Annotated in this window: 15 protein-coding genes; 3 read left to right on the forward strand and 12 right to left on the reverse strand. The window is 46.7% G+C overall.

Going from position 1 to position 16,373, the window contains the following annotated elements:
• Positions 1-271: 271 nt before the first annotated feature.
• The 3 genes from G9U52_RS10775 to G9U52_RS39910 all read left to right on the forward strand — a co-directional run bounded on the left by G9U52_RS10775 (position 272) and on the right by G9U52_RS39910 (position 2,688).
• Positions 272-1,948 (forward strand): glycerol-3-phosphate dehydrogenase/oxidase, encoded by a 1,677-nt coding sequence (locus tag G9U52_RS10775; RefSeq protein ID WP_166149186.1) that lies wholly within the window; start codon positions 272-274, stop codon positions 1,946-1,948.
• A 195-nt stretch (positions 1,949-2,143) separates the two neighbouring features.
• Entirely contained in the window at positions 2,144-2,452 is a 309-nt protein-coding gene (locus G9U52_RS39905) for a hypothetical protein (RefSeq protein ID WP_243767255.1), read from the forward strand.
• A 5-nt stretch (positions 2,453-2,457) separates the two neighbouring features.
• Positions 2,458-2,688: an Rpn/YhgA-type helix-turn-helix domain-containing protein gene (locus G9U52_RS39910; protein WP_243767256.1), complete on the forward strand. Its 231-nt coding sequence runs from the start codon at positions 2,458-2,460 to the stop codon at positions 2,686-2,688.
• On the opposite strand, the gene G9U52_RS10785 is transcribed toward G9U52_RS39910, so the two are convergent.
• The 12 genes from G9U52_RS10785 to G9U52_RS10840 form a co-directional block, all read right to left on the reverse strand.
• Positions 2,685-3,236 carry a glycerol-3-phosphate responsive antiterminator gene (locus tag G9U52_RS10785; RefSeq protein ID WP_166149188.1) on the reverse strand — a complete coding sequence of 184 codons (552 nt, stop codon included), beginning with the start codon at positions 3,234-3,236 and terminating at the stop codon, positions 2,685-2,687. The genes G9U52_RS39910 and G9U52_RS10785 overlap by 4 nt on opposite strands.
• A 181-nt stretch (positions 3,237-3,417) precedes the next feature.
• Positions 3,418-4,404, reverse strand: coding sequence for a YihY/virulence factor BrkB family protein (locus G9U52_RS10790; protein WP_166149190.1), 987 nt, complete (start codon positions 4,402-4,404; stop codon positions 3,418-3,420).
• A gap of 238 nt (positions 4,405-4,642) precedes the next feature.
• Complete coding sequence (locus G9U52_RS10795; protein WP_166149192.1) at positions 4,643-5,773, reverse strand: sensor histidine kinase; 1,131 nt, start codon at positions 5,771-5,773, stop codon at positions 4,643-4,645.
• Positions 5,774-5,963: 190 nt separating this feature from the next.
• Positions 5,964-6,350, reverse strand: a complete 387-nt coding sequence (gene rbsD, locus G9U52_RS10800; protein ID WP_166149194.1) for a D-ribose pyranase — start codon at positions 6,348-6,350, stop codon at positions 5,964-5,966.
• Positions 6,347-6,580, reverse strand: coding sequence for a hypothetical protein (locus tag G9U52_RS10805; protein WP_166149196.1), 234 nt, complete (start codon positions 6,578-6,580; stop codon positions 6,347-6,349). Before G9U52_RS10805 ends, rbsD begins: the two co-directional genes overlap by 4 nt.
• A 116-nt stretch (positions 6,581-6,696) precedes the next feature.
• Positions 6,697-8,976 carry a heavy metal translocating P-type ATPase gene (locus tag G9U52_RS10810; protein ID WP_166149198.1) on the reverse strand — a complete coding sequence of 760 codons (2,280 nt, stop codon included), beginning with the start codon at positions 8,974-8,976 and terminating at the stop codon, positions 6,697-6,699.
• 351 nt (positions 8,977-9,327) lie between these two features.
• Positions 9,328-10,395: an HD-GYP domain-containing protein gene (locus G9U52_RS10815; protein WP_166149200.1), complete on the reverse strand. Its 1,068-nt coding sequence runs from the start codon at positions 10,393-10,395 to the stop codon at positions 9,328-9,330.
• An 83-nt stretch (positions 10,396-10,478) separates the two neighbouring features.
• Positions 10,479-12,098 carry a DHA2 family efflux MFS transporter permease subunit gene (locus G9U52_RS10820; RefSeq protein ID WP_166149202.1) on the reverse strand — a complete coding sequence of 540 codons (1,620 nt, stop codon included), beginning with the start codon at positions 12,096-12,098 and terminating at the stop codon, positions 10,479-10,481.
• A 12-nt stretch (positions 12,099-12,110) separates the two neighbouring features.
• Positions 12,111-13,430, reverse strand: a complete 1,320-nt coding sequence (locus G9U52_RS10825) for an efflux RND transporter periplasmic adaptor subunit (RefSeq protein ID WP_166149204.1) — start codon at positions 13,428-13,430, stop codon at positions 12,111-12,113.
• 30 nt (positions 13,431-13,460) lie between these two features.
• Positions 13,461-14,114 (reverse strand): HlyD family secretion protein, encoded by a 654-nt coding sequence (locus tag G9U52_RS10830; protein WP_166149206.1) that lies wholly within the window; start codon positions 14,112-14,114, stop codon positions 13,461-13,463.
• Between the two features lie 83 nt (positions 14,115-14,197).
• On the reverse strand, positions 14,198-14,626 hold the full coding sequence (locus tag G9U52_RS10835) for a MarR family winged helix-turn-helix transcriptional regulator (RefSeq protein ID WP_166149208.1): 429 nt from the start codon (positions 14,624-14,626) through the stop codon (positions 14,198-14,200).
• Positions 14,627-14,640: 14 nt separating this feature from the next.
• Complete coding sequence (locus tag G9U52_RS10840) at positions 14,641-16,293, reverse strand: MDR family MFS transporter (protein WP_166149210.1); 1,653 nt, start codon at positions 16,291-16,293, stop codon at positions 14,641-14,643.
• Between the last annotated feature and the right edge of the window lie 80 nt (positions 16,294-16,373).

A 16,373-nucleotide genomic window follows, 5' to 3' on the forward strand; every position in this document is an offset into this window, starting at 1 on the left:
CTTACCCTTAGTAATGTTTTCATGAAGCAATCTACCACATCCCGTTTTTCTCTGTCAACCCCTAGTTAATGCTTGGTGCTGCATCGTCTCACTATTGAGTAATCAGCCTGTTCATGATATGATGGCTTTAATATTTACAACAATGACAAGTTAATAGTGTGGTCAGAGACTAAGAGTAGACCGTAGCAAACCCTGTGGGAGCCGTTTGGCAATTTCCATAGGGTATGTTAGCGGTCTTTTTTTGTTGCCACAGAAAAAGGATGGGATTCGGATGGGTTTGAATTTTTCAGGAGAGCTACGCTCTATACATCTTCAAGCACTAGAAGCAGAGACCTTGGATTTGCTAGTAATTGGTGGAGGCATTACAGGGGCAGGTATTGCGTTGGATGCGCAAGCACGTGGCATGTCAACAGGACTGATTGAGATGCAGGATTTTGCGGCAGGCACCTCTAGCCGTTCAACGAAGCTAATCCACGGCGGCTTGCGCTACTTAAAGCAGCTGGAGTTTAAGCTGGTTGCCGAGGTAGGTAAGGAACGGGCGATTGTGTATGAGAATGCACCTCATGTGACTACACCAGAATGGATGCTGCTGCCGATCATCGAGGGTGGGACATATGGGAAACTGGCAACCTCTTTCGGTTTAATTATTTATGACTTCCTTGCTGGCGTCCACAAGCATGAACGGCGCCGTATGCTTTCCTTAGATGCCACAATTAAGCGCGAGCCCTTGCTGCGTAAGGATAAGCTTAAAGGCGGCGGCTATTACGTGGAATACCGCACTGATGATGCGCGGCTGACGATTGAAGTCATGAAGGAAGCGGTACAACGTGGAGCCAAGGTCGTTAACTATGCCAAGGCGGATGAGCTGATCTATGAGAAAGGCCGTTTGGTAGGCGTCCGTGTAATAGATCAATTAACGGGGCAAGCCGCTAGTATCTACGCCAAAAAAATCGTAAATGCGGCAGGTCCCTGGGTCGACACGATCCGGGAAATCGATGGCTCCAAGCAGGGCAAAAGATTACATCTAACCAAAGGCGTACATCTTGTCATTGACCAAACCAAGTTCCCGCTAAAGCAGGCAACCTACTTCGATACCCCGGATGGACGAATGGTATTTGCTATCCCAAGAGAAGGCAAAACCTATATCGGCACCACCGATACAAATTATACAGGCGAGCTTGTGCATCCCCGGATGACTCTCGAGGACCGTGACTATATATTGCGCGCGGCCAATTTTATGTTTCCTAGCTTGAATTTGGTTGCCAAGGATGTGGAATCCAGCTGGTCCGGCTTACGCCCGCTTATTCATGAGGACGGCAAATCTCCCTCCGAGCTTTCACGCAAGGATGAAATTTTTATCGCTCCGTCGGGACTTATCACGATAGCAGGCGGCAAGCTAACCGGATATCGCAAAATGGCCGAACGGATCGTTAATCTTGTTGCTACACAGCTGGAAAAGGAAGACAATCGCCCCTCCTTCCCGGCATGTACAACTGCAAGTATTGTCCTATCAGGAGGCAAGATGGGCGGCTCTAAAGGCTTTGCCGCTTTCGTCAAAAGTAAAATTGATGATGCCAAAAGCCTTGGGCTTTCCGAGCAGTCCGCTAAAGTGCTAGTCCATCGTTATGGCTCCAATGTAGACCGGGTGCTGGAGCTTTACACGATGCATAAAACTGAAGCTTCCGAGCATAACATTCCAGCTGAATGGTTCGCAGCGCTTCTGTATGGCATAGAAGCGGAAATGGTAGCGACCCCCCATGATTTTTTCATTAGAAGGACTGGTTCGCTTTATTTCAATATTGAGGCTCTGCAGCTCTATAAGCAGCCCGTGACAGCCTATATGGCGGAGCGCTTCAATTGGACGGATTTAGAAACCAATTCACATGTGAATACACTCGAGCTACACATACGCGACGCTGTCGAACCGTTGGTCACAACCACAGATTAGCGTTATTACTCTACCTTTCCCCATAGCTCCCCTTAGTGAAAGGTGGACTTTCATGGAATCGGACAGTGCCCAATCCAATATTCACCAACTGCATGATAAACTTACAAGTACCTGCTATCGAGCAAGAAAATCTTCCTTGAGTTGCTCCGCTCCTTTGTACATGAAGGCTGGGTTGAGCATATTAATGAAGCAGATATGATTACCAATCACCAGCTATTTGGCAAGGATCTTGTTGATTTTCAATATCTGCTTCTGGATATCCAACGTTATTCAGAAGCAGAGCTGTTAGGCCTCTCCAATACAATCGGCTCTGTGTTTTTACTTGAGCAAAAGGCAGATTCAGAGCTGTTAATCGCCCGCCTCCGCAAGCTGATCGGAACTATTGAACATATGCCCTTGGAATTGCAGCAGCGATTTATCACATGGCTAACGAATATCGTCGGCAGGAAATTAAAGCCAGGAAACCAGCAGGACATGGAGCAATACTGGATGATATCAAAGTGAAAGGTGTGAGTACTGTGAGGTCAAATCTCGAGAAAACACTGGATGATTTTGAGCAAAAAATGATCAGTAAAGGCATCGAGCAAGGTATTGAGCAAGGCATCGAGCAAGGCAAAGAAACAACACAGCTGACGATCGCCAAAAACCTGATTGCACTAGGGCTGGATATTCGTGCTATTGCACAAGCTACAGGGCTTACCGAAGAAGCAGTGGTACACCTAAAAAGCCAGCTTCACTAATACTGGCTCCAAATATCTTTGCGTGAGGTGGTTACTGCAACGGCTCCCGCCTGCAGCGCCATCTCTACTTCCTCCACGGTCCGGATCAAGCCGCCAGCAAGAATAGGAATGCTCAATTGCCCGTGCAGTTCTTCTATTATATGTGGCATCACACCCGGTAAAACCTCGATGTAATCGGGTTGATTTTTTTGCGTAATCTTATATGTAGTCTCTAAGGCAGTAGTATCCAGCAGAAAATGCCGTTGAATGGCCAGCACCTTATGCTTTTTTGCCGTGAGGATTGCTGAGCTTTTTGTGGATATGATCCCTGCTGGTTTAATGGTCTGGCATAAAAACTCGATCGCATATTCGTCGTTTTTCAATCCGTGGATCAAATCAGCATGGATCAATAAGTTTTTTCCATGGCTTCTGGCAAGCTGGGAAACACTTAGCAATTGAGAAATATGGCTGTCAAGAAGTACTAAATATTGGAAATTGCTCTTAATTAATAATTCCAGGTCCCTCATTTTACGAACCGCTGGCAGCACCTTTTGCCCCATGAAATCCAATCGTATTTCCTCCTTTGCTTTGCCTATAGTTTTTAAGCTGTCAGCCTTCCATTATCATATCATTTCCGAATGGCGTTATCGACCCTACTTCATATAAGATAACGCACTTGGCTCATTTAAGCTGAAATAGAAAAAGCTATCGTTGCCCTTCATATGTGGGGAACCGAATAGCTTTTTTTATTTACTTTTTATTTTTTTTACCAAAGGGCATCGGGAAAGCAAATTTTTTCATGCCCTCCTTTTGTTTACCTTCTCGGTCAAAATGCAAAGTCGCGTTAATTTCTCCACCCAACACAATCAAGATACTCGATAAATATAACCAGGTCAGCAGAACAATAACACCGCCAATACTACCGTAGGTTTTCGTATAGTTGCCGAAGTTATTGACATAAAACGAAAATAAGATGGAGGTTAGAACCCAACCAATCGTGGCAAAAACAGCTCCTGGCAGCACTTCACGAAACCGAAGGCGTAAATTAGGCGTATATTTGTAGATCAATACAAATGCCGTCACCATGGTAACCAAGGGAATGACATATTGGGCAATGCCCCATAGAAATTCAAAATTTCCGGGTAATTGCGTAAACTTATAAATCGTCTCACCTATTAATTTACCAAAAATTAATAAGATAAGGCTGAGAAACAGCATGATCGCCAAGGTGACCGTAAAAATAAGGGAAATCCCTCTCACCTTCCAGAAGGGTCGGTTCTCCTCTTCGTCATAGGCTTTATTTAACGCTTTAATAATCGCGTTAACCCCGTTGGAGGCCGACCATAAGGTAGCCAGCAGACCAATGGAGAGAATCGAGCCGTTTCTCGACTTTTGTAATTCCGAGAACACATCTACGATCGTTTCATCAGAAAGCTGCGGAATGACTCGACTTATATTGGCCAACGCATCACTTACCGTAATGTCTGAGTAGCTAAGAACGGCAAAAACGAAAATAAGAAAAGGAAAAAACGATAAAATCAAATAATACGTCAGTTGGGCTCCTAACGCAGGAACGTCATCATCCTCAAATCGGCAATAGAGGCTTTGTAGGAAATCAATGAATGACATCCGCTTCTTATGCTTGCCGGAGCCGTCGCCAACAACGGGTGTTTGGGAAAGCTGGGTCCATACGGCTGACGACTGTTTTTTTTTAGCTGGATCCACAGCTTTTGCCATACAATAGCCTCCTATTCGTTATCTGGATGAATTTCGTTTAGTTAATGCCGACTGGTCGATGGCATCTGGCAGCGGTTCATCTTCATTCGCGGGAGACTATTTGTGCATTAGTTAAATGGCCCATTGTGATTCCTCCTTCGGTAATACTGTATACCGTGTAAGCAGATACAGTGGTTGCTCTTCTTTCTTACCCCATTGAAGGGGAGAGTGACACAACCTGGAGGAGTGAATATCAATGTTAATCTGAATCTATATTTTTCCGAAAAGCAAGCAGAAACGAGGTTTCCTTTTCATTGCTGGTAAACGAAATATCCCCATCATTTTTTAACATAATCTGCTTGCATATCGCTAATCCAAGCCCTGTACCATTTTCCTTATCCGTCACAAAGGGGTTGAAAATCACATCATTCATCTTCGATGGGATGCTTGGTCCATTATTGCTCACTCTAATATACGTATGGAAGTTGTCTTCCATAACTGCTATATGTATTTTTTTATCACTTTTAAGCTTGGATAACGCATCGATCCCATTATTCAATAAATTGGAGAGCACCTGCTGAATTGCCATCTTTTGTACGTTTAACATCAAATTCGCTGAAATGGTTAATGTTAAGTCCACATTTTCATTAATTAGCCTTGGATTCAGCAAGGATAAAATATGGTCAAGCACCTGCTTGGCAGAAATAAGGTCCTTCGCTTCGTCCATGATCGGTTTTTTGGAAAAGCTGAGAAAACCGGTCACCTGCATAAGGATATGGTCACATTCATCGTCAATAAAATCGAGGTAGGCTTCAGCCCGCTCATAGTTATTGCTGGTTATTGTGGAGCGCAGCAGCTTCAGAAACCCTTTGATGGATGTCATCGGGTTTCGAATTTCGTGAGCCATGCTCGCCGCCATTTTGCCAACAAGCGAAATTCTGTCATCGTGGTGCTTAGTGATCGCGGAAGCGTTATCTTTCATCTGGGAAATGGATTGGTTCCAATAGTTTTGGCACATTACCGTTTCGAAATAATCAATTCTGGCATTCATTTGTTTAAATAGCGTTAACGTCAGCGTAGACTCGCCAACCTCAAGTAGTGTTTGCCTCCAGAGCTGTGCGGCCAAGAATAACATGCCTGTCTCTACGCCTTCTTGCTCCACCAGCTGCTCCAAAGGAATACAATTGCCTAATAGATTATTATGCAGCGGGTAAGCCTCAACAGCTGTTTCTAGATCGGTTATGTAGCCAAACCCCTTCTCTCCCATACTGTACATGTAAGACTCATCATAGCGGTTGGGAAACCGTTCATTAAATGCTTGAATCCAATAGGTAATATACGCTGCCCGATTGATACGAACATGGGTTAAAACATCGCGGTTATCCATCATGTAGACCTTCCTGTTTATAAAATTGGTAATAATATCGGAAACCAAGGGGAGGGAGTGCAGTGCATAAAAAAGAGCTGTCCCTAGGGGACAGCTCTGTTCTTAGTCAGCAACATTTAACAGGAACCACTATCCAAATATAATTGTGATATTTTTACATTTTATCACATTCTGGACACATTGGGTATGGCTTTTATCCCGAAATTATCATGATATTCGCATAAGGTACGGAATCCCCTGTTCGAATAACAGCTCGTGATTCCCCGCATATATCTTTAAACTGTTGGTGCGTTATAACGCGAAAGGCAACACCTGGGAGCGCCTCGACCAATTCCTCATAACGCGCGGGGCTTGCTTGCTTCATCTCTTCGGTTACAATCACCGAATCTATAATAAATTCGCCATGTATTGCACGAACCGTGTCCAATACGGTAGGAATCCCATCCGTCAATGCGAGATCCAGCCGTTCAATCCCAAGGGGAACAGGAAATCCTCGGTCACAGATGGTCAATAAATCGGTATGCCCGGTTTCTGCTAAAATGCGGTTCAACGTTGGATTTAATATGCCTCCTCTTTTCATTGGGCTCCCTGCCTCTGCGCCAAAGCACGGTTCCGCTGCTCTGCTGTAATTCCTTCTCTAATAGAAGGGGTGGGACGCTTCAAATAAAAGATATCCCCATTCCCGCTCTCATGCTCTTGCCCGCTTTGGCGTGTTCCTGTTACACTGACCAATTCCCAGCCCTCTTGGCCCAATTGCTGGAGTTCATTGAAATTGACAGCCTTGCAATATTCCCAACTCGACTTTTTCAAACTATTTGGCCTCCCTGATTATTGAAATGCTCCTTAATAGATTAAGATAACATTACCTTATCAGCGCAATTATTGTTCGTCAATATAGGAGAGCAGATAAGTGGAAGATAAGGACATTATGCTTTACGCAGCCGAAGCGCATTGCAAATAACGGTGACCGAGCTAAAGGCCATAGCTGTACAAGCCATCCATGGAGCCAGGTATCCCCCTATCGCAAAAGGCAGGGCAAACGCATTATAAAGCATGGAAAATGCGAGGTTTTGACGAATAATCCGCATCGTAGCCCGGCTGACCTTCACCGAGCGAACGAGCCCCTGCAGACCATGCTTTAGCAGCACAATGTCTGCCGCAGCCTTCGCGATATCGGTTCCCTGCATCACGGCAATCCCTATATCAGCTGCAGCGAGGGCTGGTGCATCATTGATACCATCACCAACCATGGCTACTGTATATCCCTCCTGCTGGAGGGACCTCACCAGCCGCTCTTTCCCTTCCGGCAGCATTCTGGCGTAAACATGCCGAACTCCTGCCTGCTTAGCCGTATAGGCTGCCGTCGATTGGCGGTCTCCAGTAACCATTCGGATGTCCATTCCCATCGATGCCAATTGACGAACGGCTTTGCGGGTATCCGGGATGACCGGGTCGCTGAAGGCAAGGGCACCTAGCCACAGGCCGTCAGCCGCGACATAGAGGGTAATAAATCCTTGCTGCTCCCATTGCTTGAACACCCCAGCCCCGGGCTGGACTAAGCCGCCCACGCCTCGCTCAACTAACCATTGCCGTGTGCCTATCCAGATTGCTTTGCCTTCAACAAGCGCTTGGATGCCTTTTCCAGGGAAGGCCACAAAATGGCTGCTTGCCGGAATGTCCAGCTCCATACCTCGTGCTTCCCTTATGATGGCTTTGCCCAGCGGATGCTCGGAATGCTGCTCGGCCGCAGCCATTATTCGCAGCAAGGCATGCTTGGGTGGAGCCGGAGGAGTCGAAGCTCCTCCAACACCACTGGCTGTCCAGATATCTGTAACTCGCGGAATGCTGCCCGTCATCGTGCCTGTTTTATCGAGCAGAATCATATTAACCTTAGGCAGGAGTTCCATATTTCTGCCTTCCTTGAACACAATCCCCGATTGTGCCGCCCTCGCTGAGCCTACCAGAATCGAAATCGGCGTAGCCAAGCCAAGGGCGCATGGGCAGGCGATCAGCAGCACCGCAATCGCTTTTTCCAAGGCTCCTCCGACATCACCCGGTTCCATGATCATATACCATCCGGCAAAGGTAGCCATGGCTATGGCTATAATGACCGGTACAAATATACCGGAAATTTGATCGGCCAGCCTTTGAATGGGAGCCTTGCTGACTTGTGCCTCCTCGACCAGCGCGATGATTTTCGACAAAGTGGATTGGTGCCCTACATCACTTACGCTCACCTCCAACATCCCATTACCGTTGATCGTGCCTCCTGTCACCCTATCTCCCGTTTTTTTATTAACCGGCATCGCTTCTCCAGTGAGCATCGACTCATTAACAGAAGAGTCCCCATCAACCACTTCCCCGTCTAATGGAATGCTTTCACCTGGCCTTATGAGAATCCGATCGCCAACGGCGATTTGGGCGAGCGGGATCCGCTGCTCACGCCCTTCCTGAATGACTCGGGCCGCTTCAGGGCGCAGGCGGTGTAGCTGGTGCAGACTGTTTAACGCTCGTTTTTTCGATAACGACTCCAGCCATCTGCCCAACCAGACAATCGTCATCACCATCGCACTAGCGTCAAAATATAAGGGTACATGCTGCGGGTGCAAGCTCCCAGCCTCAGTATAGCTATAGTTATGTATATCCGGAGCATGAAACAACAAATAATGGCTATAGAAATAGGCCGCAGAAGTGCTCATGATAATGAGAACATCCATGTTCGCGCTCCCACTTCTTAAAGCCCGATAGGCTCCGAGGTAGAAAGGAAATCCGATCACGAATTGTACTGGTGTCGCAAGCGCCCATTGAAACCAAGGATTAATGAGTAAAGCAGGCACCCACACCGAAGCAGTAAGCTCATGATGGGCGGCCATCGCCCACAGGAAAGGCAGTGTAAGCAAGAGGGAAACCACAAATATTAGCCCTGAATGCCAAATCCCTCGCGATGAACCTTCGCTTTTTCCTGCTTCATCCTTGCTCCTCTCAATAGCTTCAAAGCCCAATTGGTGGATGCGCTTTTTGATAAGGTCGATATGGGTTTGCTGGGGTAGCAGGGTCACGCCAGCTCGATTAAGTGCTAAATTGACTTGGATGCGTTCTACACCGTCCATCCTCCCTACCGCCTTTTCTATCCGTGCTCCACATGCTGCGCACGTCATTCCCGTAATATCCAGCACCACATATTGGGGATCATTTTGGCTGCTCATAGCTCCACTCCGTTATCATCGAGATCAGTCCGTCTAACACTTTCAATATATGGACGTGTTCGATAATTCATGCTTGCCCAGCAACAAAGCACAAAAAACGCTCCCTGCGTCGGAAGCTCAGGAGTAATAAGCCCGATACCTAGCATAGCGATAAAATATTAATCATTAAAAAACGAGCGACATTGTTTTGTTTACAGATGCAGTCATGGTCTTAGAGGCACATGATTTTCTCCCCCTTTATAGACCAGTGCCGTGTAAAGCTCAGTAATAATATCGTTTTTTCCACAAAAAAAGCCTCGGTCCGCAAACGGATCCGAAGCTCATCTCACTTATGTAGCTAATCCATGCAAATCATGCTTTTTGCAGCACAGCATTTAAGCCTAATGCTTCCTTTTCTTCAGCGGGGATCAGTTGAGCCTCCGTTAGTACTTTTATAAACGCTTCGGCCACCAGCGGGTCGAATTGGGTTCCGCTATGCCTCCTCAGCTCTTCAGCCGCTGTCTCCATCGACAGCTTTTGCCGGTAGGAGCGATTCGTCGTCATCGCATCGAACGCATCACTCGCTGCTAATATCTTGGCACCCAGCGGTATTTCATCGCCTTTCAAGCCTTGCGGGTATCCTTTGCCATCCATCCGCTCATGATGGTAACGAACCATGGCTGTTGCGCCGATATCCTGCAGCTTTTTAATATCTTTAATAATTTGGTAGCCATCCTCGGCGTGCCGCTTCATAATATCGTATTCTTCTTCTGTAAGCCGGCTTTCCTTCTGCAAAATATTTTCCGGCGTCCCGATTTTGCCGATATCATGAATGAGCCCAGCCAAGTGGACAGCTTCTATATCCTGCTTGGACAAGCCCATCTCCGTCGCAATTTTTTTGGCATAGTCTGCTACATTTTTGGAATGAAAAGCTGTGTAAGGATCACGTGCGTCAATGCTTTTGGAAAAGGAAAGAATCGTATTCATAAACAGCTCTTCAAACTCTAGCTTTTGTCGAAAATTACGTTGGGATATAACCGTCACCCGACGAATAAGCATGGAAATTAGCAATAATGCAGCAGTAGCAAGAATAGAAACAAGCCCTGGCTCACTAAAATAAAGCCATATGGCCATAACGGCAGCAGCAAAGGTAACCACTAAATAACCATTGGCTACATATAAAGTAAAGATAATAACCGGAATGGCATACAATCCGAGCAACAACGGAGAAGAATGGTAGAGGTTTACCCAAACTGCTGTAATAATCGCTACAACCATTAATACCCATAGGGAGACTGTCCCCCATTTGCCGATAGAAACTGGACAAAAATGGTCATTGCCTTTCAATATCAGGTCACTAACCTCAAACTCCGCTTCATCATGCTGGTGTATGCAATTCCTGTTAGCTGCAAGCTTATGCAAATCAAGGTGATTTTTCATAGATGGACCTCCCTAAATCTAGAATGGACACTTCTCGAAGGAGTAGATTCTATATTCAGGGTACACTTGTTTGTCAAAGCTTGTCAACTAGATTTATTGGCAGAAACTGCCGAAATTACGGGAACTATGGAGGCTGTTGGAGTAGCTGCCGGAGCAGCCACAGCCTTACGTTTACCACTCAGGAAAAACACTAACGGTATACACAAAAATGCGGGAATGGCTGATATATAAAAGGTATCGGCTATCGCCCGTACTAAAGCTTCCTTCTGCATAATGCCAGCAAGGTTAATTGCTGCTGTACCACTCGCCGTGGTCATATCTACACCCCATTGATATATCGCACCGGTCATCGACGATATGACGTCGCTGGCTGCCAATGAATCAACAGGGACACTTTCGGTAATATGCTGGTAATGGACGATTTGGCGATTACCCATAATCGAAGTAAATATGGCTATGCCCATTGACCCCGCTACTTGCCTGCTTACATTTGACATCGTAGAGGCATTGCCGATTTGCTGGGGTGCAATATTCGTCATGCCCACCGAGGTTAACGGCATCATACAAAGCCCAATGCCTATGGCACGGATGGTCAATAACACATTCAACCAATGATGCGGCGTATCCACGGTCAGCATATGAAGCTCCATGGTCGTAACGCCCAGGATCGTAAGCCCGGCGACTCCTAGCGGAATAATGCCAAACTTATCATAAAGCTTCCCGCTGATCGGCATCATTAAAGCCATCGCTATCGATTGGGGCATCATTAGAAGCCCCGTCTGCATCGCTGACATCGATTGGATGTTTTGCAAATATAGCGGAGTCAGGAAGGTACCGCCAAGCATACCCATCATAACCAGGCTCGAAGCGATAACACTCAGGGTGAAGCCTGTATTTTTGAAAAGCTTAAGGTCCAATAATGGATGCTCGGAGCCAAGCTCGACCCATATTAACAGCAGCAGGCTAAAAAACGAGACGAACAGCAGGCTGACAATAAACAGGGATGTCCAGCCTTCCGATTGCCCTTTGCTTAATGCAAACAGCAACGTCCCAAAGAACAGGATGGAAAACACCGCGCCAGCCGTATCAAATTTCGTATCCACTTTCCTTGGCGACTCCTGAAGCAGCACCTTTCCCATAATAAAGGCAAAAATACCGATAGGAATGTTAATGAAAAACAACCAACGCCAGCTATAATATTGAATTAAGTAGCCGCCAAAGGTCGGTCCAAGCGCAGGCGCTACCATAGCCGCTACGCCCCAAAGCCCAATTGCGGTACCTGTCTTTTCCCGCGGGAATGTCGAATAAATAATAGCCATGCCGATGGGCATAATAAATCCGCCTGCCAAGCCTTGGAGAATACGGAATAAAATTAAGCTGGAATCGCTCCAAGCTAACCCGCAAAGAACCGAACCAATCGTAAAACCTGCTACCGAAAAAATAAACACATTTTTATTGCCAAACCGGGCACCTAGAAACCCGCTCATCGGAATTACTACAGCGGATGCCAGCATATACCCCGTTATAACCCATTGGACAGTAGGAACATCCGATCCAAATACAGCAACAAATTTGGTCAGCGCCACATTCATTAAGCTGCTGTTCAAGACAGAAACGAAGGTGCCCAGCACGATAGCAATCAGCCCAAGCCATATTCTCCCGTCACTTTTCGAATCTGTCTGTAAAGCTGTAGCCTCGGCCATATTGTGCACCACCTATTCTACCTTCAATTTGCCACCCTCGACGATTTTGTCGTTAGGGTTGACTACAATTTGCTGATTGGCTTGGAGATTAGCTCCAGCTTCTACGAATACCCAATCCTGGTTTTTATCGGAGGTTTGGACTTCCATAAGATGAGCAATATCGCCCTCTACCTTAGCTACGTAGTTTTTGCCATCCTTCTTGATGATTGCCGATTTCGGCACCTCAAGCTTGCTTGGAGATGTGTTCTGCATATGAACCTCAGCAATCGTACCAGCAAACAACAAGCCATCTTTATTATCTACCGTTACTTTGACGGGAAATGTATTGCTATTGGCATTAGAAATAGGACTGACGAAAGTAATGGTACCTGGGAAGGTTTGGTCGGGCACATTGGCTACCTTGACCTCAACCGCTGTCCCAGCCTTGACCTTGCCAATCTGTGTATCGGTGACACTAAGCTCCACCTGAACCTGGCTCATGTCTACGATCGAGAAAAGCGCTACGCCCGGCTGCGCCATTTCACCTGGCTGGATTGTGCGTTTGATGACCATGCCATCCGCAGGTGCTGTAATCGCTGCATTGTTGACCGAGTTGTTAGCCAATACAACCGTAGCATTCAACCGATCCACATCAGCCTTTAATGCCTTAATCGTATTATCTGTGGCGCCAGCCTGGGCTAGCTCCAGCCTTGCTTTAGCAGCGTTGGCTTGGGCTGCCGCTGCTTGGCTTGCCGCCATTGCTTGGTCATAGCCAGTCCGCGCCTTCTCAAATTCCAGCTGGCCGCGGTCCATATCCTCTTTGGTTACCGCGGAGGAGCTGTCAAACTGGTTTCGCAAGCTATTATAAATATGTGTTGCTACCTCCAAGCCCGCTTTGCCCTGCTCAACCGCTGCATTCGTTTGTGCCTGAGTGGCTTCAGCCGCACGCACGGCGCTCTCGGCAGCACGAAGATCCTGCGATCTTGCTCCAGCCAGTGTATCGGCAAGCTTCGCATTGGAGGCGATCACGCCGAACTCGGCCTGCTTCAGCTGCTGTACCAGGTCGTCAGTTTCGAGTTGAACGAGAACATCACCCTTTTTCACAAGGGCTCCTTCCTCGACATTTACAGCGGTCACCTTACCTGAGGTTTTGCTTACTATTTTCACTTCCTGATTCGGGTTAATCTTCCCGCTCCAGCCTGAATCTGTAACCTGGCCGAGCTTCATAACTTTAACGGATGCAGCGGCATCCGCACCATCAACTTGACTGCTAGTATCTGAGCCACACCCCGATAAGGCTCCAATTAATGTTAGGGATAATAACGCAGGAACCCACATTTGCTTTGATTTCATATGATTAACTCTCCTCTATCCATACCTTAGTTACTTAACATGAATTTTGATCGCGGTGCTCATCCCCGGCAATAGATCGAGGACTTGTTGGTTATCAATAGATATTTTCACAGAAATGCGTTGTGTCACCTTAGTGAAGTTCCCACTAGTGTTCGAAGCTGGAAGCAAGGAAAAGGTAGAGGCAGTCGCTTTACTGATCTCTTTCACTGTGCCAGTAAGTGTGACTCCAGCGAAGGTGTCGACCTTGATCTCAACCTTCTGCCCGGCCTGAATCCGGTGAATTTCCGTTTCTTCGATATTCGCGGACACATACAATTGGCTTTGGTCTACGACCATCGCAACCGTTTGCCCTGGTGAAGCAATTTCGCCAGGCTTGATCAACGATTTGATCACCGTCCCCTCAATCGGGGATCTTAATGTAGCTTGGTCAAGCATACTAACGCTTAGGTTATTGCTGTCCTGCTGCCCTACAATCTGGTCAGCCAGTACATGGTCGCCTTCATTAACCTGCATCGTAAGCACCTTGCCCGTAACGCGCGGCATGACTTTGTAGATGTCACCAGCAAGCCTTGCATCCTCTGAGGAAACATATTGGGTGCCTTGGTACCAGAACATGCCTCCCAGTGCTCCACCCCCGATAACCAAAACTGTTAAAATAACGATCAATATGACTTTACGCTTCATAACTGTCCCCAATCCTCTTTCCGTCTTTAACGTCTCTCCAACAGCCCAACATCCATATTCATCTCAATAATGCTTACTCCAAGTCATTCCAAATTTCGTAAAAAGGAGTTAAATATTTTTTTTAAGACTTGCAGGTCCTCGGCGGAAACACCCTGCATCATTTTTTTGAAAAGTTCTGCCTTTAGTTCTTTGATGGAGCTAACTGCTTTCTCACCTTCTTCACTAATTTCTAAATACACACTACGGCGGTCGACTTCATCGCGGTAGCGCAGAATCAGCTTTTTTTCCTCCAGCTTATCGCACAATAGTGTAAGGCTACCGGGTGTCATGCACAATAATTCCGCCAAATCCGTAACCCTTTGTATACCTTCCTTTTGTAGCTTATACAGCATATTAGCCTGAGGAAGTGTGAGGTTAAGAGGGCTAATTGCACTCCACTCAGCCAAATACTTTTTGTGAATTTGCCGATGTAACTGCTCCATCACTTCAAGATCAAATAGTTCAGTCACCATAATTCAGTCCTTCCTTAAGAACCCTGTTGTTCCTTTCTACGGTCAGTGATTTGGACATTACCAACAAACAAGCTGAGAACTGCACCCAAAATCACAAAAATCAAACCATATACAAAGACGGTATGCAGAGAATCCACTAAAGCTATTTTTAGAATCGGTTCAATCTTCGCAGATAGCTCCTGCGGAATTTTACTTAAAGCCTCAGGATTGAGCAGGATTGAATATAACGATTGTGGATCTGTATTGATTTTGGCCAACATGTCAACGATAAACGTATTAACCGTGCCTTCCTGTGGAATCTGGCCAAGTACGGGCACCAAATCCTCATTAAGCAGCTTGCTCGAATGATGGTTCATCACAGCACCCAATAAGGTCATGCCGAACGTGCCGCCGATCTGGCGAAAAAATTGGCTGGATGAGGTTACAACGCCCAGCTCCGATTTCGGAAAGCTTTCTTGAAGAGCCAATGTCAATATCGGCATGACCAATCCCATGCCTAGCCCAATGACCATCATAAAGCTAGATGCTGTAAGCTTGGAGGTCGTCATGCTTAACGTGGTGAGCAGGATAAAGCCAACCGCCATAATGACCATGCCAACACCCATTTGCGTCCGTACGCCGATTTTTTGCACAAGCTGCCCTCCCAGCACGCTTGCTGCAATCATCGTAATCATCATAGGCGTCATGACCGTTCCCGATGCCGCCGGGCTGATCCCGACAATCCCCTGCATAAACAGCGGCACAAACATAATCGCGCCGAACATGCCGACACTCATCAGGAAGCCAACTCCATTAATAATGGAGAAGGTTCGGTTCTTGAACAAACGAACAGGCAGGATCGCTTCTTTGGCTTTTGATTCAATAAACACAAAGCCTACCAATGAGACGATAGCCAGCGCTATAAGACCGATAATTTGCCAGGAGGCCCACGGAAATTCCTTGCCGCCAAAGGTCAGGGCAAGCAACAGACTGACCACACCCACGATCATTGTGACAATGCCTGCAATATCAAATTGTACCTTCTTCGCTCTTTCGTGCTTCGGCAACGCCATCGCAATTAACACGACAGCTAGGATTCCAACAGGCAGGTTGATGTAGAATACCCAACGCCAGTTAGCGGCATCAACGATCCAGCCTCCAACCTGCGGGCCAATAATCGAAGATAAACCGAATAAAGCACCAAATACACCTTGCCATTTGGCGCGTTGCTTACCGGTAAAAATATCACCGATAATAATCATCGCCATCGGCATCATGATCCCGCCGCCGATGCCTTGCAAACCGCGAAATAAGATAAGCTCTGTCATGTTCTGGGACATCCCACATAACGCGGACGCTACGATAAATATCGTCAAGCCTGTTACATAAACCACCTTACGACCTAATAAATCCGCCAGCTTGCCGGCTATGGGAACGATCACGGTCGATGTAAGCATATAAGCGGTGGTTAGCCAGGTCATTAAGCCTAACCCGCCCAGATCCCCTACAATTCGCGGCATTGCCGTTCCGACTATCGTTCCATCTAAGGCACCAAACAGCATAGCTATAATTAATCCTGCAACCAACAGCCCCCGACGTTGGGCCGGATCTTGTTCTTCCAAGGATGGTTTTTTCTCATAAGCAGAAGCTTGTTGTGCTGTTTCACTTGTTGGAACCGCAGTAGCCATACCGTTCACCTCTTTTATATTTTTGTTATACGCAATAATATTACAAGTAATAATATTTAACTTGTGTAAATGTATAATAA

Origin of the sequence: Paenibacillus agricola (genome assembly GCF_011440305.1) — a bacterium.
Lineage (GTDB): Bacteria > Bacillota > Bacilli > Paenibacillales > NBRC-103111 > Paenibacillus_S > Paenibacillus_S agricola.

Bases quoted from the DNA above. Each gene is read 5' to 3' on its own strand.
- G9U52_RS10815 (WP_166149200.1), bottom strand. From the start codon at position 10,395: ATGAAAAATCACCTTGATTTGCATAAGCTTGCAGCTAACAGGAATTGC.
- G9U52_RS39905 (WP_243767255.1), top strand. From the start codon at position 2,144: ATGATTACCAATCACCAGCTATTTGGCAAGGATCTTGTTGATTTTCAA.
- G9U52_RS10825 (WP_166149204.1), bottom strand. From the start codon at position 13,430: ATGAAATCAAAGCAAATGTGGGTTCCTGCGTTATTATCCCTAACATTA.
- G9U52_RS10835 (WP_166149208.1), bottom strand. From the start codon at position 14,626: ATGGTGACTGAACTATTTGATCTTGAAGTGATGGAGCAGTTACATCGG.
- G9U52_RS10790 (WP_166149190.1), bottom strand. From the start codon at position 4,404: ATGGCAAAAGCTGTGGATCCAGCTAAAAAAAAACAGTCGTCAGCCGTA.
- G9U52_RS10775 (WP_166149186.1), top strand. From the start codon at position 272: ATGGGTTTGAATTTTTCAGGAGAGCTACGCTCTATACATCTTCAAGCA.
- G9U52_RS10820 (WP_166149202.1), bottom strand. From the start codon at position 12,098: ATGGCCGAGGCTACAGCTTTACAGACAGATTCGAAAAGTGACGGGAGA.
- G9U52_RS10840 (WP_166149210.1), bottom strand. From the start codon at position 16,293: ATGGCTACTGCGGTTCCAACAAGTGAAACAGCACAACAAGCTTCTGCT.
- G9U52_RS10830 (WP_166149206.1), bottom strand. From the start codon at position 14,114: ATGAAGCGTAAAGTCATATTGATCGTTATTTTAACAGTTTTGGTTATC.
- G9U52_RS10810 (WP_166149198.1), bottom strand. From the start codon at position 8,976: ATGAGCAGCCAAAATGATCCCCAATATGTGGTGCTGGATATTACGGGA.
- G9U52_RS10795 (WP_166149192.1), bottom strand. From the start codon at position 5,773: ATGATGGATAACCGCGATGTTTTAACCCATGTTCGTATCAATCGGGCA.
- rbsD (WP_166149194.1), bottom strand. From the start codon at position 6,350: ATGAAAAGAGGAGGCATATTAAATCCAACGTTGAACCGCATTTTAGCA.